The sequence below is a fragment of the Deltaproteobacteria bacterium genome, assembly GCA_011773515.1.
In the GTDB taxonomy this organism is placed as follows: Bacteria; Desulfobacterota; Deferrimicrobia; order J040; family J040; genus WVXK01.
Window position 1 is genome coordinate 12,128 of record WVXK01000053.1, and the last position, 19,809, is coordinate 31,936.

Genomic DNA, 19,809 nt, shown 5'->3' on the forward strand with positions numbered 1-19,809 from the left:
GTTCTTACAGATTTTTCACCTGCCGCGTGACGTTTCTTACGAAGCGCCGGATAGCTGCTTGACAGCGCCTGGCATTTCTTTGCCGGGTCGAACCGCACCGCTATCCCAGCTTCGCTCATCGACAAACTGCCGTTTGGTTAAAAATAGGTGCTTTTCTTGACTTTTTTACAGAAATCACGGCCCACAGGGCTGCCCCCTCCCGGATCGAAATTTCACATCGGGGGATGGTTCCCCTAAAATCCTCCCTGTGGCATCCAAGTTGCATGTATACTGTTGATATACTTTTCATCGATTATGATCGGAAAAACTCCTATGTTAATAGAGTCTGGGATGCCGGCCCGACTTAAGGGGTGACCCACACGCGGAGGGGAAGAAGATGAAAAACCGATACGCATCTCTCTTTATCGTGGCAACCATCATTGTCACCGGGCTCCTTGCCTGCCAATCGGGAAAGGATGGGCCAGGGGGTGAAACGGGAAGCGTTGCAATCCTTCTGACAGACAGGCCGACAGGAGATTTCGACAACATCTGGGTAACCATCGAAAAGATAGAGCTTATCTCCGAAAGCAGCAAGGTGACCCTGTTCGATAAAACGGAGAAAGAGATACGGGTGGACCTTCTGGATCTTGAAAACGAGTCATCCCTCATCTTTCTGGAATCGGGAATCCTTGCTGGCCCGTACAGCAAGATACGCCTGCACGTAACCGAAATAGAACTGGTTAACGGGGAGAGCATTATCGTTGAGAAACTTCTGGCAAACGGCAAGATAGACCTGAACCCGCGGATGACCTTTTTCGTCGACCCCGGCCAGACCCTGGTCGTCGAGGTCGACTTCGACGCGCACAATTCCATTCACGTCGTCGAGACGGGAAGCAGCATGTACCTCTTTCGCCCCGTGGTGTTCGTGAATATCGTGGACGAATTCGGGGAGGGAAAAATCATCCGGGCCTCCGGCGTGGTCACGAACCGGGAAGACGAGGGGTTTACCCTCTGCGAGATCGAGTCTCTCGGCACGGCATCCACAGCGTCCCCGGTGGATGACCTGAGCAAATGCGTGGACGTACGAATCGCGAGCTCCACGTTCTTCGATGACGAGGGCTCGCCTGCCGGGTACGAAGATATCAGCGAGGGGGATTTCGTGACCCTCTTCGGAAAGGTCCACGTGGGCGACGGCGGCACCCTCGGCGCGCAGGAAAGCTCCCCGCCCCTTGCGCTCGACGCTTTCGTCGTGGGCAGGGGCACCCTCAGCAGGGCTGACGGGATCATCCGCTCGGCGCTTTCTGCCGGAGAGTTTCCCCTCGAAACCTCTTTGCTGGGCCAGGCGGACGACACCGGGATCGCCACCGTTCAGGTCTGGGACGAGACGGGGATATTTTCGAAATCGGGCCAGTTCCTGGCCTCGTTATCCATAACCGGGGGCACCTTCGCAACGGTATACGGGATCTTCGACCCCACTAACTCTTTGCTTCTGAGCGCCGAGGCCATACTCATCGGGGACAGCACATCACCCGAGACGCTCAGCGGCGTCATATCGGGCAGCACAATCACGAGCGAGATGACCTTCCTTGCAACCGACACCGGCATTGCCTGCGTTACAGTAACCGAAGACGCTCAGGTTGTAACGACGATTCAGGACGAGTCCGGGTTTTCGATAAACCAGGCAGGACACTTCGAAGATCTGCAGATTGGGGACGGGGTAACTCTCCTTGGCGCCTACGACTCCGGCATCCCGCCGTGCTTCATCGCAGACGCGGTCTTCGCGTTCCGCGAATAGGCCCCGCGACGGGGAGAGAATCTTCGGGGGGCCGAACCGGGGACAATCCCCCCGTGACGGCCCCCCGGTCTTTTGCAAAAAGCAGAAACGGCCCACCTCACAGCCGCTCTTCCCGCTCTTCCCTCATTTGAGCTTTTTCTTGATCGCCCGGTCGATCTCCCTTCTCGCCTCGCGGGTCTTCACATCGTCCCGCTTGTCATACACCTTCTTTCCCCGGGCAAGACCGAGCTCCAGCTTCACGTATCTGCCCCTGATATACACCTTCAGGGGTATGAGGGTAAGCCCTTTCTCCCGTGTCTTCCCGAACAGGTAGCTGATCTCCCGCTTTCTCATGAGCAGCTTCCTGGTCCGCTCGGGATCGATAAAGCGCCTGTCTGCATGGCTGTACGGGCTGATGTGCATGTTGAACACGAACACCTCCCCATCCCGTACCCGGGCAAAGCTATCCTTTATGTTCACCATCCCCTGCCGGATGGACTTCACCTCGCTCCCTTCAAGGGCGATCCCGGCCTCGAATCTCTCGGAAATCTCGTAGTCGCGCGAGGCACGGCGGTTCGTCGCTATGGTCCGTATCTTTTCCATATGCAAAGAGTATAGGCGGGGCCGGGAAAATTCAATAGCCGATCACCGACTCGCCCGAGACGAAGACGTCGACGAGGTCCCTCCCCTCACCCTGTTCGATGATGCGGGACAGGACCCTGTCCTTATCGGGTGAGATCTCGAGGGCGCAGAAATCGGCCATCCTGCCCTCCTCCAGGGAGCCGCAGAGGTCGTTGAAACCCACGATCTTCGCCCCGCCCTCCGTCGCGCCGTCAAAGAGGCGCCCGTAGAACTCCCCCGCCCGCATGGAGCCGTGATAGGCGTCGGCCAAGCAGCGCATCTCCTCGAACATGTCGATCCTGCCGCAGCTGCCCCTGCTGTCGGTGCCGATACCGAAGGGGTGCCCGCCATCGACGACGTCCTCGACCCGCGGCACGGCACCGGTCAGGTAGCGGTTCGACCGAAGGCAGAGAACAAAGCGATACCCGGCGTTTCCCAGGGAGTGGATCTGGTCCCCCGACAGCAGCGTCCCGTGGACCAGGCCTCCCCCGGGTGGGATGGATTCCGTGAGCGTGTCCGTGTAGCCGTCCCCATACCCGGAGAACCCACCGTCGCTGATGGCAAGGGCGGCATAGATCCGCTCCTTGATTTCCCCGCCGCCGGTTTGCAGGAATTCCATCTCGGGAGCGGACTCGGCGAAGTGTATCTGGAGAGGTGCGTTTCTTTCCCTGCCAAACGCCCCGGCCCACGAGAGCGCCGCCCGGCTGCAGGTGTAGAGGGAGTGGGGGGATATCCCCGGCCGCAAAAGCTCTCCGTCACCACCGATGGTATCAAAACAGGTCTCGATGTGGTTCTTCGTCTCCCTCCACCTCTCCTCCGTCATGCCGAGCAGTTCGAAGTAGACCCGAAGCCGGATCTTTGCGCCCTCGTACGGCGCGAGCCCTCCGCCGGTAACCTCTCCGGCAAGGGTGATCCCGCTCTCGATCGACTGGCGGAGCGATTCCCGGACGCACTCCCTGATGTCGTCCTCCCCCGATTCACCCCGGTAGCGCATCACCTCCAGCAGCCACCCCACGAAGTCTTTCCCATCGCCCCCGGCCCGCCACTTCAGCTCGGGGATCGTGAGATGGGTGTGGGCATTGACGAAACCGGGAAAGATGACCGTGCCCGGCAATTCCACCCTGTCTGCCCCCGCGGGGGCGAAAAGGGATGCCGTCTGCTTCTCCCCCGCATAGACGACCTTCCCCCCGGATACAAGAAGGCCTCCGGGGGAATAGATCTTTCCCGCGGAGGCTAAAAGGATAGAAGAGAGAAAAAGTGAGCCCTTAGCCATGCGCCACGCTCAGCTCCTTTATCTTGTTCTTTTCATCCACGTATATGAGGGCCGGCCTGTGTTCAGCCACCTCTTCTTCGTCATACACGGAATAGGAGCAGATTATGATGAGGTCCTCGCGGGAGACCAGCCTCGCAGCGGCCCCGTTCAGGCATATATCGCCTTTGCCCCGCTCACCGCCTATCACGTAGGTGGAAAACCTGTTTCCGTTGCTGATGTTGTAGATGTCGACCTGCTCGAACTCGACGAGCCTGGCCGCATCCATGAGATCTGCATCAACCGTTATGCTTCCCTCGTAGTGCAGGTCGGCATCCGTCACCGTAGCCCGGTGGATCTTAGACTTGAGCATGATTCTCTTCACTTTCTTCACCTCCCGATGATGATATTGTCGATTAACCTTGACGGGCCGACCACCGCCGCAACGGCGATAACGGCGGGCCCCCTTATCTCGTCTGTTTTCTCCAGCGTTTCGGCGTGCCTGACCTCGACGTACTGGAGTTCAACGGCCCCCTCGCTGACGATCGCGTCACGGACCGCCTCCTGAATCCGGGAGGCGTCCCGCTCCCCGGCCTCGTAGATCTCCCTTCCCCGCTTCAGGGAGCGGTAGAGGACCCCGGCCCGTTCCCTCTCCTCCGGGGAAAGGTAGACGTTGCGGGAACTCATGGCGATGCCGTCCTCCTCCCGCACCAGCTCGCCGGGAACGATATCCACGTCGAACTGGAGATCCTCGACCATCTTCTTTATCACGAGCAGCTGCTGGTAGTCCTTTTCTCCCAGGATCGCCTCGTGGGGCTTCACCACGTTGAAAAGCTTCGCCACCACGGTCGCCACCCCGCGGAAGTGGCCGGGCCTGAAGTCACCGCACAGGCCCCTGGACACCTCCGTCACGTCGACGTAGGTCTGATATCCCGGCGGATAGACCTGGCTCGCTTCGGGAACGAAGAGGATGTCGACGCCTTCCCCCTCGAGCTTTTCCCTGTCCCCCTCCTCGTTTCTCGGGTACCGTTCGAAATCCTCCCCCGGCCCGAACTGGGTGGGGTTGACGAATATGGAAACGACCACGGCGTCGCAGCGGTCCCGCATCTTCCGAACGAGGCTCACGTGCGCCTCGTGAAGGTACCCCATGGTGGGGACGAAACCGATCCTTTTCCCCGCGGCTCGCAGGGTGTCTGCAGCGCGTTGCATCTCCTTCGCGTCCCGTATGATCTCCATCACTTCTCCGCGAGGTAGAATGTGTGCTCCCTGCCGGGGAAGTCCCCCCTGCGGACCTCATTGGCAAACTCCCGGACCGCGCCCTCGATGACGGGCACGAGATCGGCGTAGCGCTTTACGAATTTCGGCCTGAAATCCTGGAAGAGCCCGAGTATATCGTGCATCACGAGCACCTGTCCGTCGCAGCCGGCGCCCGCGCCGATACCGATCGTCGGTATGGAGAGATCGCCGGTGATCTCCTCTGCCAGCTCGGCCGGGATCCCTTCCAGGACGATGGAAAAGGCCCCCGCCTCCTCCACGGCCCTTGCATCATCCAGGAGCCTGAGCCTGGCCTCCTTCTCCCTGCCCTGAATCCGGTAACCGCCCATCCGGTGAACAGACTGGGGCGTCAGGCCGATGTGCCCCATGACGGGGACGTCGAAGGAGGTAAGCCGGCGTATTATCTCAAAAACGGAAACCCCGCCTTCCAGCTTGACCGCCTCCGCCCCCGCCTCCTTCACGAGACGGCAGGCATTTTCGACGGCACCCTCCGTGGATATCTGAAAGCTCATGAAGGGCATGTCCGATACCAGGAGCGTCCTCTCACTCCCCGCAGCCGCCGCGCGCGTGTGCCGGACCATATCATCCATCGTGACGGGAAGGGTCGTCTCATGCCCGTAGAGGACGGTGCCGAGGGAGTCTCCCACGAGGATTATGTCCACGATGGGATCGAATATCCGGGCGAAGGGGTAGTCGTAGGCGGTGATCATGACAATCCGCCGTCCCTCTGCCTTCATCTTCCTGATATCGATTACCGTTACTTTCTTCATCTGCCACCGTGACAACAAAAAAAAACCTTCCAGAAGGAAGGCTTTTATCGGAAAGAGACGCGATGTAACCCGCGCTCCGGATCTTTCCTCTATGTCTTCCTTCCGTCTCGGTCCAAACTATCTGGATCCAAGCGGTATGTAGTGTTGAACCCCCTTTTTGATACTCTTTATCTCTTTGATCAAATGCTCCAGGTCCCGCGGAGACTCCACGAAATCGATCTCCGACGTGTTTACCACCAGGAGCGGCGTGTCGACGTAATGGAAAAAGAATTCATTATAAGCTTCACTCAAAGTCCTCAAATAGTCAAGAGAAATGTTTCTCTCGTACTCCTGGTTCCGTTTCCTGATGCGCTGCATGAGGATCTCGGGTTTCGCCTGCAGGTAGATCACCAGGTCGGGCTTCGGGATGTTTCCCCCGAGAAGCCGGTAGAGGGCCTCGTAGAGCTGCAGCTCGTCGTCTTCCAGGTTGATGTAGGCGAAAATCTTGTCCTTCTGCAGGATATAGTCGCTCACCACAAACTGCTCGAAGAGGCTCCCCTGCATGAGCTCCCGCATCTGCCGGTACCGGGAGAGGAGAAAAAAAATCTGCGCCTGGAAGGCATATTTCTCCCTATCCTCGTAAAATCTTTCGAGAAACGGGTTCTTCTCGACCTCTTCGAGGATGAGTTTCCCCTTGAAAACGTCTGCCAGAAAGCGGGCGAGGGACGTTTTCCCCACCCCGATAGCCCCCTCGACGGCAATATAGCGGGGGTGCGTGGGAGATATGGTTTTCGCCTCGTGTCCTCTTTTCATGCGATGTAACTGAAGTCCGACATCGGGTGACGTGTGTTGATTGTAGAATCTATCCTTTTCCTTGTAAACAGAAAAATCAGCCCCGCCATGCCCGATTTCCGGCCCCCATCATCGATGGGGTAATTGGACCCCCCAATCGAGAGCGTTTCCCAACAGCGCGAACTACGCTATCAGGTTTGCCAGGGTAACGAAGTTTTCCACGGCGACCCGCTCAGGCCTGTCCCCGGGGGATATCCGGGCTTCCTCGAGGAGCCTTTCGACCCGATCCCTGCCCCTGACCCCGAGCGAGGCAAGATGCGGCCCAAGGGCATTGCGAATGACCTTCCTCCTCCCGGAGAAGGCCGCGTTCACCAGGCCGGAAAAAACCCGGAAATCGCGTATTTCCCACTCCCCGCCTGCTGAAAAGTCGATCTCCAGGAAGGATGAGTCGACCTCGGGGACGGGATAGAAGCAGTTCCGGGAAACGGAAAACAGGACCTTCACTCCCGCGACGGCCTGCAGGATGACCGACGACGAACCGTACTCCTTTCCCCCCGGAGAGCTTGCCAGCCGGCGGGCAACCTCCTTCTGGAGCATCACGTGGCACGACGACAGGTAGTCTCGCAGCTCCACGAAGCGAAACACCAGGGGCCCCGAGATGCTGTAGGGCAGGTTACCCACCACCTTTACCCCCCCGGAGGCTTCCCTGCGCCAGGAGGCGAAGACTTCCTCTTTCAGCTTCAGAAAATCGGCCACGATTACCTCGACCCCCGCCTCCCCTATCTCCCCCCTCAGGTACCCGGCAAGGGTCTGGTCTATTTCCACCGCCCTGATCGCCCTCGCCCTCCCCTCCAGAAGGAAGGTGAGCGCGCCGAGCCCCGGGCCCACCTCGACGATGAACTCACCGTCCGGCCGCACCTGCTCCACAATCTTCCTGGCAACATTCCCGTCTGCCAGAAAACTCTGGCCCCGCTCCTTGCGCGGCCTGAAGTTAAGGGATGCGAGAACTTTCGACGGATGCTCCACGTCAGTACCGTATGTTGGCATAGGCGTTCAGGGTAAGATCCGACACGATACCCCTCTCGAACATCCTGCCACCCAGGTAGGCGATCATCATCGCGTTGTCGGTGCAGTAGGTGACGGCGGGAACGTGCACCCTGACACCCTCCTGCCGTGCCCTCTCTGCGAGCTTTGCCCTGAGCCTCGAGTTGGCTGCGACCCCCCCCGTGATGGCGAGATCATCGATGCCATTCGATACCGCCGCGGCCAGCGATTTCTCCACCAGGACGTCGACGATCGCCTCCTGGAAGGAGGCGCATACGTGCCCCACATGGTCCCGCGCGAAGTCGTGCCCCACCCGCTTTACGTAGGTGACGACGGAAGTCTTCAGGCCGCTGAAGGAGAAGTCGAAGTTCTTCTCCTTGAGCATCGCCCGGGGGAAATCGACGAACCGCGGGTCGCCTTCCCCGGCGCGCCTGTCGATGGCCTCGCCGCCCGGGTATCCCAGGCCCAGAAACTTCGCCACCTTGTCGAACGCCTCTCCCGCTGCGTCGTCGCGGGTGTGCCCGAGGGTGACGATATCGACGACGTCGTTCACCCGGAAAAGGACGGTGTGGCCTCCCGAGACCACCAGGGCCACGAAGGGGAAGGGGACCTGCTCCTCAAGGAAGACGGAGAAGATATGGGCCTTTACGTGGTCGACGCCGACAAGGGGGGTGCCGGAGAAATAGGAGAGCGACTTGGCCATGCAGAGACCGACCAGAAGGGAGCCGATGAGCCCCGGCCCCGCGGTCACGGCGATCACGTCGATATCCTCGAGGGTGACCCCGGCCTTTTCCATGGCGAAGCGGTAGAGGGGGTTGATGGATTTCAGGTGCTCCCGGGAAGCTATCTCGGGGACGACGCCCCCGAAGACGGCGTGGAGGTCGACCTGGGAAAAAACGGTCGACGACAGGATCCGTCCGGAAGAGTCCACAACCGCCAGGGCGGTCTCGTCACATGAAGATTCGATTCCCAGGACACGCATGGTTTCCCGTTACAGGATGTTGGAGGCGAGCTCAGCGAGCTTGGAGCGCTCGCCCTTGACCAACATTATAGTACCCGCCAGGGGCTCGTCCTTGAATTTTTCGACAACGTGGGAGAGGCCGTTGCTCGCCGAATCGATGAAGGGGTTGTCTATCTGGTAGGGGTCTCCGGTGAGGACCACCTTGGTGTTTTCGCCGGCCCGCGTGAGGATGGTCTTGACTTCGTGGGGCGTCAGGTTCTGCGCCTCGTCGATGATGATGTACTGGTTGGGGATGGAGCGCCCCCTTATGTAGGTGAGGGGCTCGATCTCCAGGATCCCGAGATTGATCAGCTCCTGGTACCCCCGGATGCCCTGCCTCTTCCGGGGCCTGTCCATGCCGAAAAGGTACTCGATGTTGTCGAAAATGGGCTGCATCCAGGGCTTGAGCTTCTCCTCCACGTCGCCCGGGAGAAACCCGATGTCCCTGCCCAGGGGAAAGACGGGCCGTGAAACGAGGAGGCGGCTGTAAGCCCGTTCGTCGGAAACCGCCCTCAGCCCCGCGGCCAGGGCGATCAGCGTCTTCCCCGTCCCCGCTTTGCCCGGAAGGGTAACGAGCTTGATCGAGTCGTCCAGCAAGAGGGCCAGGGCGAAGTGCTGCTCCTTGTTGCGGGGCTTGATCCCCCAGACGCCCTCTTTGAGCGGGGGAACCAGCTTGACAACGCCCTCTTTCCTGTCGAATATGCCGAGGGCGGAAGCCCCCGTAGCCTGCTCCTTCAGCAGGACGCACTGGTTCGGGTAGAGCTCCAGGTCGGGAAAACTGAGGGATGAATTTCGGTAGAGGGCATCGATCTTATCCTTCGGAACAAAGACCTCGACGAAGCCATCGTAGAGCTCCTCGACGCTCCCTACCCGGTCACTCTCGAAGTCCTCCGCCTTTATGCCCAGGGCATCGGCTTTGATCCGCAGGTTCGTGTCCTTCGACACGAGGATCACGGGGACGCTTTTCTCCCTCTCGCGGACGCCGAGGGCAACGGCCAGGATCTCGTTGTCTTCCTTGCTCCCCCGCAGCTCCTTCGGGATCAGGCTCTCGCCTTCCCCGTCGAAAACCACCTTTATGGATCCCCCGTTGGACTCTATCCGGACTCCTTCTGCCAGGGACCCCGCGCTGCGGAAGGAGTCGATGATTCTCAGGGCGACCCGCGCATTCCTCCCCACCATGTTCAGGTCTTTTTTGAACTTGTCCAGCTCTTCTATGACGGTGATGGGAACAACCAGGGTATTTTCGTGGAACTTGAAAAGAGAATAGGGGTCGTGAAGCAGGACGTTGGTGTCGAGGACGAAGTTTTTGCCCATCACCCTCCCTTTTCGTCCAGCTCGTTCAGCTTGATCTTTGCCTTGCCCGCTGCATTTGAGGCGGGATACTTCGACAAAAGAAGGTTAAAGGCAGCCCGCGCGCTGATCGGATCGCGCATGTTGAAAAAACAGAGCCCCTGCTTGTAGAGCGAGTCCGGCGCTTTCGGAGAGTCGGGAAACCGGTCTATCACCTCCTGGAAGGTTATGGCAGCCGATTCGAAATCCTTCTCGGCATAAAACGTTTCCCCCCTCCAGTAGTAGACGTTCGGCATGAGCCGGTGATCCGGGTAGGAATTGGCAAACTCGTCGAGGGATCTCCTCGCCTCGCCGAACTTGTTCGCCTTGATGAGGCCCAGCCCGTAATCGTAGAGGTCTTCCGGGGTCTTCACGGCGCTTTTGCTCGGCACGGGAGCTTCCCGTTTCGGGATGTATACCTGCTCCACCGGCTCCTTTTCTTTTCGCGGGGGCGCCACCACCGCGGGCGGGGCGGTTTGCGGCGGGCGGCTCACGCCTCCCTGCGTCACGGCTTCCGGGCCTCTCGACGCCTCCAGCTTCCCTTCCAGCTCAAAAAGCCTTCTCTCGCTCTCCCGTAACTTCTCCTCCACCATGAGCTGGTCCTGCTTCATCTGGTACTTCGTCTCGTCGATGAAACCCTGGAACGTGCTTATCTCTCCCCGCAGCGATTCCATATCGGCCTTGATGCTCGCTATTTCCTTCCGGAGCTGCAGCTCCGCATCGCCCGACACCGCGGCGCCACCCTCGGTGCCCTTCTCCCCTTTCAGCTCAGACACATCCTTCTTCACCTCACGCACGTCGTCCTGGAGCTTGTAAATGAGGTCGGGGCTTATGTAGGAGGCACACCCCAACATGAAGGGGAATATAGTTATGGCAAGTAGGGATACCTTCCGTTTCGATACCATTACGCCTGCCCGGCTATTTCAGGATCACAAATTGAGCTCTCCTGTTCTGAGCCCAGCTTGCCTCGCTGTGTCCCGGATCAAGGGGCCTCTCCTCCCCGTAGCTTATCGTCTTTATGCGGCCGGCGTCGATGGCCAGGTTTACGAGGTAGTCCATCGCCGCCTGGGACCTCCGCTCACCGAGGGCGAAGTTGTACTCGTTGGTTCCCCTCTCGTCGCAGTGGCCCTCTATGAGGATCTTGACGTCGGGATTATCCGTCATGAAGGATCCGAGTTTTTCCAGGATCGGCCGAGCGTCTTCCCGTATGAAATACTTGTCAAAGTCGAATTGGATATTTTCAAAGGTAATCTCGGTCACTTCTTCCTCTTCAGCCTTTGCGACAACCGTTTCCTCCGTCACCTTTTCCGGAATTGAAACCACCTCTTCCCTGATCTCTGTCGGTTTTTCCGTTTCCTCAGCGGTTACCTCTTCACCCTCCCCTTTCACCGTGGCTTTCTTGCCGCACGACACGGTCAATGCAGCGATCAGCAAAAGTGAGAGCAACAATCCGAAAACCCTTACCCTGTCCCTCATAGATACTACCTCCCTGTTTTCTTTTGCCCTACCTCCTGGGAGACCATGATGGAGAACTCATATCTTCCATTCCCTTCAAAAGGAGCCGGTCACCAAAGCCGGTCACATTGATTATTCGCATCTCAGAATATCCGCTTTTCCGGTAAATGTAAACAATATATCTGCCGTCGGGGGAAAAGGAGGGATCCTCGCAGCTGCCGTCGGCGGAGACGACCTGCCGCAGGTCGGAACCATCGGGTTTTACCGCGTAAATGGAGAATTTTCCCTCGTTCATGGAGGCGAAGGCTATCCGGTCTCCGGCGGGGGACCAGGTCGGTGACGTGCTGTAATATCCCGCGAAGGACACCCTCCTTTCGGGGCCGCGGGGCAGCTCCTTCACGTAGATCTGGGGGTACCCCGTCCTGTCGGAAACGAAGGCGATCATGTCCTCGCCGGGCGAAACGGAGGGGGAAACATCGATGCTGTGGTTGGACACGACCCTGGTCAGCTCCTCCTCCTTAAGGAAAAACTTGAATATGTCGGCATTGCCCTTCACGCTGATAGAGAGGAAAAGGGAGGACCCGTCGGGAGAAAAGCTGCCGGGAGACTTGAACCCGCCGTAACGGAAAAGGAGCCTGTCCGAACCGGACAGAAAGTTCCTCAGGTAGACGTAGGGGTTTTTCTTCCTGTAGGACAGGTAGGCGAGCTTGTATCCATCGGGCGACCACCGGGGAAACATGTTGATGGAGCCATTCCCCGTGATCTGCCGCAGCTTTTTCCCGGAGAGGTCAACGATGAATATCTCCTTTCCGCCACCTTTCTTCGCCGCAAATGCCACCTCGGTGTCGAACACCCCGTAGACTCCCGTGTACTGGTAAAGGATCTCGTTGGCAAACTTGTGGGCTATCATGTCGTATCGGCGGGAAGGGCCCGAGTACCGCTTGCCGCTAAGCATCTTCCCCGTGGAGACATCGTAGAGGCGCAGCTCCGCCGAGAGCCTGTCATCATTGGCGCTTACCCTTCCCGCGACGAGGGAGTCGGCCCCGATCATCTTCCAGTCGGAGAAGGATATCCCCGCCGCCTCGAAACTTTGTTCGGTGATCCTTTCAAGGTACGCATCGGGATTGACCACGCTGAAGATATTGGAGATCTTGAGATCGGTGGCGATGACCTCAGCAATCTGGCGCTTGAGTTCCCGCCCCGCCTCGTTGTCCGCGTACAGTTCGGGGACGGCGATCGGGATCCGTATTCCCGAGGGGGAGTTTATGTCGATGTAGATGATCCCGCGGGATACGGCGGGAAAAAGAAGGGTGAAAAGCAAGACGAGGAAAACCGCCGGGATGGCCGGCAGTGCCCGGACGCGCCCCCTATCCTTCATTACGATTCTCCGGGAAGTAGTGGAACCTGAAACCGACGTCATAGTAATCCTTGCCCTCCCGCAGAGGCTCGGGTGGGACGGGAAGGGGGGCGGCCTTGTTGATTGCCCGGAGAACCGACTCGTCGAAAAGCCTCTTTCCCGACGGCCTTTCGACGATTATCGACGAGACGCCGCCATCCTCCTCGATGGTGATCCGGAGCTGGACCATGAGGTCCTCCCGGTTGTCCAGCAGTGCCCGCGGGATATTCCACGCGCTCCTCACCGTCTCGTCCAGCGCATTGAGGTAGGCTTTCACCGCGGGGGACATGAGGAGCGCCTCTCTCCCCGACACCCCCCTCCGGTAGGCTTTTTTCTCCCTCTCTCCCCCCGGCGCCTCTTTTCCGCCGCTGTCTCTTGACACCTTGAGAGCGGCTATCTTTTTCTGGATATCCTCTATCAGCTTCTCCGTCTTCTCCCGCTCCTTCAGGTTCTCCTCTATCTTCCTGACCCGCTCGTCGAGGATCTCCTTGCTCTTCTTCGCCTTCAATGCCGCCACCCTGGCCTGCAGCTCAGCCATGGCCCGCTGCTCGTCCATCACCTTTCTCTTCTGGAGCGTTGCCAGTTTCTTCTGCAGGGCCTCCATCTCCTTTTTCCTCTGCTGCGCCTTTGCCTTTTTTTGTGCCGCCCCGGACCTTTTTGCAGCCGTTGCCCCGGCGGCTGACCTCTTTTTCTTCGACGGCGCCTCGACGAGGTCCACCGTGTATACGGGAGAGTAGATGATTATCGTGCTCCGCTTCATGGACACGACAAAGAGGGGAAGGAATACGAGCAGGTGGAACACGAGGGAAACGGTGAGCATTTTTCTGAAGTCTTTCTGCAAAACCTCTCCGGCAAAAACACTCACATTTATCACCTCTCGAGAGGCTCGGTCACCATCCCGAGTTTCTCGATGCCGGCGTTTTTTATTTCGGCGATCACTTTCACCACGAGGCCGTACGACACTCCCCTGTCCGCCCGGAAGTAAACCTCCCTGTCGCTTTTATTCTCGAAGATGGCCGCCAGCTTCTTCCTGATCTCGTTGAGTTTCACCGGCTGTTTCCCCACGAAAATCCTTCCCGTGGTATCGATGGTGACGACGACCCTTTCCGACTCCACCTTTATGGCCTTCGCCGCGGCCTGGGGAAGGTTGACATCCACCCCCTGCTGGAGCATGGGAGCGGTGACCATGAATATGATCAGAAGTACCAGCATGATGTCGACCAGGGGGATCACGTTGATCTCGGACATCTCCCGTCTTCCGTTTCCTCCCATATTCATAGCCATCAGGAGATCCTCTCTATGTTTCTCTCGATAAAGTTGAGAAAATCGCTGGTAAAGGACTCGAGGCCGGTCACGATCTTCCTGACCCGGTTGAGGAAGAAGTTGTAGAAGATAACGGCCGGTATCGCCGCGGCGAGACCGGCGGCGGTGGCCACCAGGGCCTCGGCTATGCCGGGGGCAACCGTTGCCAGGCTCGCAGAGCCGGTAACCCCGATGCCCACGAAGGCATTCATGATTCCCCAGACCGTTCCGAAGAGGCCGATGAAGGGCGTGGTGGAGCCGCAGGTGGCAAGGAAGGGGAGGTAGGATTCGAGCTCAGACTGCTGCTCGTTGATGGTTTTTCCCATCGCACGCTCTATCCCCTCGATCGGGTCCACCGAGGACATGACACTGAGGCCGCCCACGGTATCACTGACGCCGACCGCCCCGGCATCGTGCTTGGATGCCCTCTTGAACCGGACGATCTCCGTATACCCCGCTTTGAACACGGTGATGATGGGGATCCTCCTGTCAGCCTTTTCGGCGTAGTCAAGGAGCTGGCTCAGCGTCCTCCCCTCGTAAAAGAGCTCCATGAACCTTTCGTGCTCCTTCTCGATCCCCTTGAAACCTCTGTATTTGAGAAAGATGATCGCCCAAGATATGACGGAAAAGGCGATGAGCATAAGAAGCACCATTTTGACAACGGGGCCGGAACCCGCGATGTGCTTGAAAAGCCTGTTGTTAACAAGCCCTGCAAACAGGGGCAGGGCAGGAAAGAAGGAAAAAAATAGAGTCATATCTTTTCGGTCCTCCAAAACGGGGCTATTCCCCGTTATTATTAATCATATACTTATAGACCATTATCTTCATATTAGCAAGAAATTGAGGAGGACACATCAAAACATCAAAGGGTAGGATTATTGCCCGCCCGGGCGGCTTGCCAGGGAAAATAAAGGGTATATACTAATGCCTGTGATGACGGAAAAAGACATAGAATCCCTGATGCAAGAGGCCCTTAGGGAAGCGGAAAAATCCCTGGAAAAGGGCGAGGTCCCCGTGGGGTGCGTCATAACGAAAGAGGACGGAACCATCGTGGGGCGGGGCCACAACACCCCCATCTCATCCCTGGACCCCACGGCGCACGGGGAGATAAACGCCCTCCGTGACGCGGCGCGCAACCGGGGAAACTACCGGCTCCCTGACTGCCTCGCCTTCGTGACGCTGGAGCCCTGCCCCATGTGCTCCGGCGCACTCGTCAACAGCAGGATCAAGAGGGTCTACTTCGGTGCGGGCGACCCCGGCGGAGGCGGGCTCGTGAGCCTCTACGGCATCGGTACCGATGACCGTCTCAACCACCGGATAGAGGTGGTAGGGGGCGTCCTCGAAGAAAGATGCCAGCGCCTGATACGCGACTTTTTCTCGTCCAGGCGGTAACCCGCTCTGCCGGATATGATCCGGTTTCGCGTTTACCGGTATCCGTCCCGGCTTTTTCAGCGCCATCGAGATATCGGAAAAAATGCCCTCTCCCCCTTTCGGGTTAGACCGCGGTGATAGATACAGAAAAAATCGGGTGCGTTTTGCCTTTTATCACCGGTTAAGGAGGTGATAAGATGGATAATTACCAGATGATGATCGTGCGCCCTTAGCTCAGCCGGACAGAGCGTCGGACTACGAATCCGCAGGTCGGAGGTTCGAATCCTCCAGGGCGCGCCAATGAATTCAAGGGGTTAGGCGATTCGCCTGCCCCTTTTTTTGTGGCAGGGTGCGTATAGGGTGCGGATTTTCCCAGATTATCGAGCTTATTCACGGCTGCACGGTTGGAACCGGGGATGAGATAACCGCAGGTATCAACGGTGAAAGGTTTAAGTTATTCCGGTATTCGCCGAAAAAAGAAAGAGCGATCATCTTTGTACTATCTTCCTTCATCATTGAACACCGGGTAAGGAGAAAAAAATGATGAGGCGTTTCAGATTCGCCGGGATACTGTTACCGCACCTTCCGGAACAGCCCCGGTTGTAAGAAAGAAAAAGGAGGACACAATGAGCAAGAAGACAAGAAAAATTGTTTTGCTGATGGTTCTTTCCATGTTCCTCTCGCTGTTTGCGTTCAGCAGTGACGTCGCAGCCGGGAGCAACTCGGGTCCGTGGACCTTCAGGGGAAGTTTCGTGTACATTTCTCCTGACAGTGACTGGGATCCCATTGACGAACTCTATGGATTTTCTGCCGAAGTGCTCTACGACGTTGGTCCCAGCTTCCGAATTGGACCAGAAATTAACTATGCAACTGGAGATGAGGATTTGTTCGGCATAAACTTCGAAGCCGATTGGCTCCAGGTATTAGCTCGAGCAGAGTATTTTATCGGTTGGGGAGAGGGCGGCAATAACTCCTTCTTTCTTGGGTTGGGGGCCGGCATGGTAAACGTCGATGGTACGGTAAGTATTATGGGTCTCAGCGCAAGCGAGGATGATACGTCCTTTGCGTTCAAACCCTTTGCCGGTTGCGATATTTTCTTTTCAGACAGCGTCGGGATCAGTATTCAGGCAGGATACCTGTGGGCGGAAAATACAATAGCGGGCATTGATGTGGATTCGACGGGTTTTGAGGGAAAAATTGGGATAGTGTTTGCATTCTGATAGCGTGAAAACACCGTAACCATGCGGCAACGGCATTTTCTTTCTCAGTTAAAAATTAGGTAGAGCCACCCCTTACCGGGTGGCTCTCTCTTTCCCCACATTTCCCTAAGAGGTGGCACAACTATCTGGGGCGGGTCATTATGATTGAAAGAGAGGAATACGTAACACAATGATTCCAAAGAGATCTGAATTGGACATGTCTTTGATGATCAGAAGAATTCTTTGTATCTCGATAGCTCTGGTGTTGTTGGGATGCTCCACCGTACCATTGAAAAAAGATCCAAAATGGATTGGGTACACGCAATCTGGGAAAGCCTCGTATTATGCATCGAAGTTTCACAATAGAAAAACGGCGAGTGGTGAACGCTATAATCAATTTTCCAACACGGCAGCGCACAAAAAACTGCCCTTTGGGACAAAGGTCAAAGTAACAAACGTAAAGAATGGAAAAAGTGTCACAGTAAAAATTAATGACAGGGGGCCTTTCGTTAAAGGAAGAATCATCGATCTATCCCGTTCGGCTTTCAAAAGTATCGCTCACCTTGATTCTGGTGTTATCAATGTGATGATCAAGGTGGTCCGATAACAACTTCTGAGTCCTGAGCCGGATCACAGGGGATTGGGGTCAGTTCCCATATCCTCATGTAGGGGATTGGGGTCAGTTCCCATATCCTCAGAATATGAGAAAATGGGAACTGACCCCGGGTTTTCCCCGGGGTTTCCGCGAGCCGGTTCCTGCAATCGTCGGGGGAGGATTCATGGCACAAGGAGTTACATCTACTCATACTGAGGCAGCAAATAAGATGACGAGACCGGAGCTGTCTGACCTCGTAATGAAAGGAATGAAGAGGAAGTAGCACGGCAAGATCAAAATTTATACCCACCCCCAACACAAATACACCAAGAATACTGCAATCCAATCACCACTCGGGTGCCTGTCCGCCCCACTCACACGCCCCTATATGAGTGATGATTGGTAGTTAGTTTGCCTGGATTCCCTAATCAGCAAGTGGCACACACCTATCGGGGGGTCGATGAGAACGGCGGAAACAAATTTTCGGAATAGCTGATTCCTAAAATAAAAGTTCGGAACTTTGCATTCCTGTTTAAATTGTCATGTCATATCAACCAGTTGCCGTGTTATTCCAAGCGGTATGCGTATTTACCGGGAATAACAGGAACTCCCGGGTCCGATCCTCGGGGGCGTTTCTCAATAAAATCAATAAAATCAACAAGATAGCGAGTGGCACCCTTTTTGCTCTCAGTTTTCATTCGGAAGAAGAAAAGCTGTACCATCTATCTGGACGGTTCGAAGAGGCTTTTCAACCTATTTCCAAGAACATCATCTGCGAGAGATGTCCTCGACACAGAGGACTTATTGACGGAGTTAAGGGGAGAAAAGTCACTTAATTTCAACGGAGGAGGCCTGATTACGAAGAGGGAGGTGAGTTATGCGTAAGTTGACTACCATGATGTTTGTGTTCTTGCTTGGCGTTTGTCTGGCAACCAGCGTCTTTGGAGAGAGTGCGACGAAGGAGGAATGCGAAGCGAAAGTCAAGGAGGCGGTTCAGATGTTCAGTGACCAGGGGGCGGATGCAGCGATTGATGAGGTCAACAAGACGGATGGAAAATTCGTCTGGAAAGACAGCTACGTGTTCGTCCTTGATCTTGAAGGGAATTATCTCGCGAATGGCACAAACCCGAAAGTGGTCGGCACGAACATCCTGAATTGGAAGGATACGAATGGAAAACTCGTTACCCAAGCATTGATCGATGTTGCCAAAACCAAGGGTGAGGGATGGCTCGATTACATGTATCCGAAGCCTTCGGAAATCAAAAAACCCATCGAGGAGAGGATACCTTCCAAGAAAATGAGCTACGTCATGAGGGTTCCAGGTAAAGACATCCTCGTCGGCGCGGGTATCTATGAGCAATAATCTTTCTTGTAATTAAATGCTTTCGATGAAGCCACCCGTCATCCGATGGGTGGCTTGCTCTTTTCCCAACATTTCCCTTCGCGGCCGGGACAGCTGATGAATACTTACGCGAACCGCTGCGTCTTACCCCATAACCATACATCTCTTCCCTCTTTTATCAAATCCCCTCTGGTTTCTTCAGAGGGGATTTTTGTTTCCCAATTACTGAGACTTCTTCAGGGCAAGTGTGGACAACAAATCGGAACAAAATTAATTTCCTTGCAAGACCTTCTGATATTTGATATGGTCACTCCGGTATTTTGAAACGATGATTGTTACTGATTGGATGCGAGTCTCTCAGGGAGGGGGGCCGACCTTCATTGCATAGAGCCAGGAGCAACCTGAAATTCAGAACGTACCTCATCCACTTTTTCAGTGCGGTGATCATTTTTACCTCTCTTGCAAATGCCTACGGCATAACGGTGGAGCCGTGTTCCTACATGGGAGACACCACTTTGAAGGACATCAACGGAAAGACCTTCCAGCTGAAAGAGTATGCGGGAAAGGTATTGTTTATCACCTTTTGGTCTACCTGGTGCGTGCGGTGCAAGGAGGAGCTCACTTACCTGCACGAAAAATTCGGGGGCAACGGTAACGTCGTGATTATTACGGTGAACCAGGATAGCGATAAGAAAATCCATGAATTGCGGGTCAAGAAATTTATCGATGAAATCGGCGCACATCAGCTGATTGTCGTGATAGACAGGAGTTTCGAGTTCTGGGACCGTTTCGGGCTCAACGCGCTTCCCGCCACGATCATTCTCGATGCAGAAGGCAGGGTGGCTTTTGCCGAGGCAAATTTCCATAACGACTCACCGGAAATCATCGAGCGGGAGTATGAAAAACTCCACACCGAAAATTCTTGCTCGAGTGCTGACCAGTAGCAGATTCCCGAACCACCTCATGAAGAATTAATACGCTGCATGGAGGGTCAGTTCCCCGGGGGGTCAGTTCCCATATCCTCAGGTTTTTCGCAATTTTCCCATATAGGAAAAAAGATGGCAGGGGCTTGGTCTTCGCAGGAGCTGAGTGATCCATGCAAAATGTGAGAAAATGGGAACTGACCCCGTAAGGTCTCGTCGACGTGGAGATCACCAGCGAGTCCCTCGGCCATGATGCCTGGGAGATCCGGGTCACATCATGATTCAGTGTTCAGTTGCGTAGATCACCTCCTGTTTTTAATTAGAAATTCGAAATCAAAGACTATAAATTCTCACTCTTTTTGCTATTGTTGAGATATATGGCGATCGATAGCTGTTTTATGCCGTGAACTCAAA

General features: G+C 56.1%; 21 protein-coding genes and 1 tRNA gene. 7 read left to right on the top strand and 15 right to left on the bottom strand.

Going from position 1 to position 19,809, the window contains the following annotated elements:
- Nucleotides 1-376 precede the first annotated feature (376 nt).
- Entirely contained in the window at nt 377-1,774 is a 1,398-nt protein-coding gene (locus tag GTN70_05145; protein NIO16369.1) for a DUF4382 domain-containing protein, read from the top strand.
- Nucleotides 1,775-1,897: 123 nt separating this feature from the next.
- Here the strand turns inward: GTN70_05145 and smpB are convergent, their stop codons facing one another.
- From smpB to tolQ, 15 genes are all read right to left on the bottom strand, one after another.
- Nucleotides 1,898-2,356, bottom strand: coding sequence for an SsrA-binding protein SmpB (gene smpB / locus GTN70_05150; protein NIO16370.1), 459 nt, complete (start codon nt 2,354-2,356; stop codon nt 1,898-1,900).
- Between the two features lie 31 nt (nt 2,357-2,387).
- Nucleotides 2,388-3,647 (bottom strand): amidohydrolase family protein, encoded by a 1,260-nt coding sequence (locus GTN70_05155; GenBank protein NIO16371.1) that lies wholly within the window; start codon nt 3,645-3,647, stop codon nt 2,388-2,390.
- Nucleotides 3,640-4,008, bottom strand: coding sequence for an aspartate 1-decarboxylase (locus GTN70_05160; protein NIO16372.1), 369 nt, complete (start codon nt 4,006-4,008; stop codon nt 3,640-3,642). Before GTN70_05160 ends, GTN70_05155 begins: the two co-directional genes overlap by 8 nt.
- Before the next feature lie 5 nt (nt 4,009-4,013).
- Nucleotides 4,014-4,859 carry a pantoate--beta-alanine ligase gene (locus GTN70_05165; GenBank protein ID NIO16373.1) on the bottom strand — a complete coding sequence of 282 codons (846 nt, stop codon included), beginning with the start codon at nt 4,857-4,859 and terminating at the stop codon, nt 4,014-4,016.
- Entirely contained in the window at nt 4,859-5,668 is an 810-nt protein-coding gene (gene panB, locus GTN70_05170; protein ID NIO16374.1) for a 3-methyl-2-oxobutanoate hydroxymethyltransferase, read from the bottom strand. Before panB ends, GTN70_05165 begins: the two co-directional genes overlap by 1 nt.
- Nucleotides 5,669-5,785: 117 nt before the next feature.
- Nucleotides 5,786-6,460 carry a deoxynucleoside kinase gene (locus tag GTN70_05175; protein NIO16375.1) on the bottom strand — a complete coding sequence of 225 codons (675 nt, stop codon included), beginning with the start codon at nt 6,458-6,460 and terminating at the stop codon, nt 5,786-5,788.
- Nucleotides 6,461-6,622: 162 nt separating this feature from the next.
- Nucleotides 6,623-7,486, bottom strand: coding sequence for a ribosomal RNA small subunit methyltransferase A (gene rsmA, locus GTN70_05180; GenBank protein ID NIO16376.1), 864 nt, complete (start codon nt 7,484-7,486; stop codon nt 6,623-6,625).
- Nucleotides 7,467-8,465 (bottom strand): tRNA (adenosine(37)-N6)-threonylcarbamoyltransferase complex transferase subunit TsaD, encoded by a 999-nt coding sequence (gene tsaD, locus GTN70_05185; protein NIO16377.1) that lies wholly within the window; start codon nt 8,463-8,465, stop codon nt 7,467-7,469. The genes rsmA and tsaD overlap by 20 nt, the downstream gene beginning before the upstream one ends.
- Before the next feature lie 9 nt (nt 8,466-8,474).
- The gene (locus GTN70_05190) at nt 8,475-9,797 is read right to left on the bottom strand and encodes an AAA family ATPase (GenBank protein ID NIO16378.1); all 1,323 of its coding nucleotides are present in this window, start codon (nt 9,795-9,797) and stop codon (nt 8,475-8,477) included.
- A complete protein-coding gene (gene ybgF / locus GTN70_05195) occupies nt 9,797-10,717 on the bottom strand; it encodes a tol-pal system protein YbgF (GenBank protein ID NIO16379.1) in 921 nt (306 codons plus the stop codon). The genes GTN70_05190 and ybgF overlap by 1 nt, the downstream gene beginning before the upstream one ends.
- A gap of 13 nt (nt 10,718-10,730) precedes the next feature.
- Nucleotides 10,731-11,288: a peptidoglycan-associated lipoprotein Pal gene (gene pal / locus GTN70_05200; GenBank protein ID NIO16380.1), complete on the bottom strand. Its 558-nt coding sequence runs from the start codon at nt 11,286-11,288 to the stop codon at nt 10,731-10,733.
- A gap of 28 nt (nt 11,289-11,316) precedes the next feature.
- Entirely contained in the window at nt 11,317-12,645 is a 1,329-nt protein-coding gene (tolB, locus tag GTN70_05205; protein NIO16381.1) for a Tol-Pal system beta propeller repeat protein TolB, read from the bottom strand.
- Nucleotides 12,635-13,528, bottom strand: coding sequence for a TonB family protein (locus GTN70_05210; protein NIO16382.1), 894 nt, complete (start codon nt 13,526-13,528; stop codon nt 12,635-12,637). Before GTN70_05210 ends, tolB begins: the two co-directional genes overlap by 11 nt.
- Nucleotides 13,529-13,533: 5 nt before the next feature.
- The gene (tolR, locus tag GTN70_05215) at nt 13,534-13,947 is read right to left on the bottom strand and encodes a protein TolR (GenBank protein NIO16383.1); all 414 of its coding nucleotides are present in this window, start codon (nt 13,945-13,947) and stop codon (nt 13,534-13,536) included.
- On the bottom strand, nt 13,947-14,720 hold the full coding sequence (gene tolQ, locus GTN70_05220; GenBank protein ID NIO16384.1) for a protein TolQ: 774 nt from the start codon (nt 14,718-14,720) through the stop codon (nt 13,947-13,949). Before tolQ ends, tolR begins: the two co-directional genes overlap by 1 nt.
- A 178-nt stretch (nt 14,721-14,898) precedes the next feature.
- Here tolQ and GTN70_05225 point away from each other — a divergent pair, with 178 nt between their 5' ends.
- From GTN70_05225 to GTN70_05250, 6 genes are all read left to right on the top strand, one after another.
- Nucleotides 14,899-15,357, top strand: coding sequence for a tRNA-specific adenosine deaminase (locus tag GTN70_05225; GenBank protein ID NIO16385.1), 459 nt, complete (start codon nt 14,899-14,901; stop codon nt 15,355-15,357).
- Between the two features lie 202 nt (nt 15,358-15,559).
- A tRNA-Arg gene (locus GTN70_05230) sits at nt 15,560-15,636 on the top strand.
- Between the two features lie 326 nt (nt 15,637-15,962).
- Nucleotides 15,963-16,556 (top strand): outer membrane beta-barrel protein, encoded by a 594-nt coding sequence (locus tag GTN70_05235; GenBank protein NIO16386.1) that lies wholly within the window; start codon nt 15,963-15,965, stop codon nt 16,554-16,556.
- Nucleotides 16,557-16,752: 196 nt separating this feature from the next.
- Nucleotides 16,753-17,142, top strand: a complete 390-nt coding sequence (locus GTN70_05240) for a septal ring lytic transglycosylase RlpA family protein (GenBank protein ID NIO16387.1) — start codon at nt 16,753-16,755, stop codon at nt 17,140-17,142.
- 865 nt (nt 17,143-18,007) lie between these two features.
- Nucleotides 18,008-18,493 carry a hypothetical protein gene (locus tag GTN70_05245; GenBank protein NIO16388.1) on the top strand — a complete coding sequence of 162 codons (486 nt, stop codon included), beginning with the start codon at nt 18,008-18,010 and terminating at the stop codon, nt 18,491-18,493.
- A 359-nt stretch (nt 18,494-18,852) separates the two neighbouring features.
- Nucleotides 18,853-19,416: a redoxin domain-containing protein gene (locus GTN70_05250; GenBank protein ID NIO16389.1), complete on the top strand. Its 564-nt coding sequence runs from the start codon at nt 18,853-18,855 to the stop codon at nt 19,414-19,416.
- Nucleotides 19,417-19,809: the final 393 nt, after the last annotated feature.

Excerpts from the sequence above, each read along its gene's own strand:
- GTN70_05145 (NIO16369.1), top strand. The coding sequence starts at position 377 with ATGAAAAACCGATACGCATCTCTCTTTATCGTGGCAACCATCATTGTC.
- smpB (NIO16370.1), bottom strand. The coding sequence starts at position 2,356 with ATGGAAAAGATACGGACCATAGCGACGAACCGCCGTGCCTCGCGCGAC.
- GTN70_05155 (NIO16371.1), bottom strand. The coding sequence starts at position 3,647 with ATGGCTAAGGGCTCACTTTTTCTCTCTTCTATCCTTTTAGCCTCCGCG.
- GTN70_05165 (NIO16373.1), bottom strand. The coding sequence starts at position 4,859 with ATGGAGATCATACGGGACGCGAAGGAGATGCAACGCGCTGCAGACACC.
- panB (NIO16374.1), bottom strand. The coding sequence starts at position 5,668 with ATGAAGAAAGTAACGGTAATCGATATCAGGAAGATGAAGGCAGAGGGA.
- GTN70_05175 (NIO16375.1), bottom strand. The coding sequence starts at position 6,460 with ATGAAAAGAGGACACGAGGCGAAAACCATATCTCCCACGCACCCCCGC.
- rsmA (NIO16376.1), bottom strand. The coding sequence starts at position 7,486 with ATGCCAACATACGGTACTGACGTGGAGCATCCGTCGAAAGTTCTCGCA.
- tsaD (NIO16377.1), bottom strand. The coding sequence starts at position 8,465 with ATGCGTGTCCTGGGAATCGAATCTTCATGTGACGAGACCGCCCTGGCG.
- GTN70_05190 (NIO16378.1), bottom strand. The coding sequence starts at position 9,797 with ATGGGCAAAAACTTCGTCCTCGACACCAACGTCCTGCTTCACGACCCC.
- ybgF (NIO16379.1), bottom strand. The coding sequence starts at position 10,717 with ATGGTATCGAAACGGAAGGTATCCCTACTTGCCATAACTATATTCCCC.
- pal (NIO16380.1), bottom strand. The coding sequence starts at position 11,288 with ATGAGGGACAGGGTAAGGGTTTTCGGATTGTTGCTCTCACTTTTGCTG.
- tolB (NIO16381.1), bottom strand. The coding sequence starts at position 12,645 with ATGAAGGATAGGGGGCGCGTCCGGGCACTGCCGGCCATCCCGGCGGTT.
- tolR (NIO16383.1), bottom strand. The coding sequence starts at position 13,947 with ATGGCTATGAATATGGGAGGAAACGGAAGACGGGAGATGTCCGAGATC.
- tolQ (NIO16384.1), bottom strand. The coding sequence starts at position 14,720 with ATGACTCTATTTTTTTCCTTCTTTCCTGCCCTGCCCCTGTTTGCAGGG.
- GTN70_05225 (NIO16385.1), top strand. The coding sequence starts at position 14,899 with ATGACGGAAAAAGACATAGAATCCCTGATGCAAGAGGCCCTTAGGGAA.
- GTN70_05235 (NIO16386.1), top strand. The coding sequence starts at position 15,963 with ATGAGCAAGAAGACAAGAAAAATTGTTTTGCTGATGGTTCTTTCCATG.
- GTN70_05240 (NIO16387.1), top strand. The coding sequence starts at position 16,753 with ATGTCTTTGATGATCAGAAGAATTCTTTGTATCTCGATAGCTCTGGTG.
- GTN70_05245 (NIO16388.1), top strand. The coding sequence starts at position 18,008 with ATGCGTAAGTTGACTACCATGATGTTTGTGTTCTTGCTTGGCGTTTGT.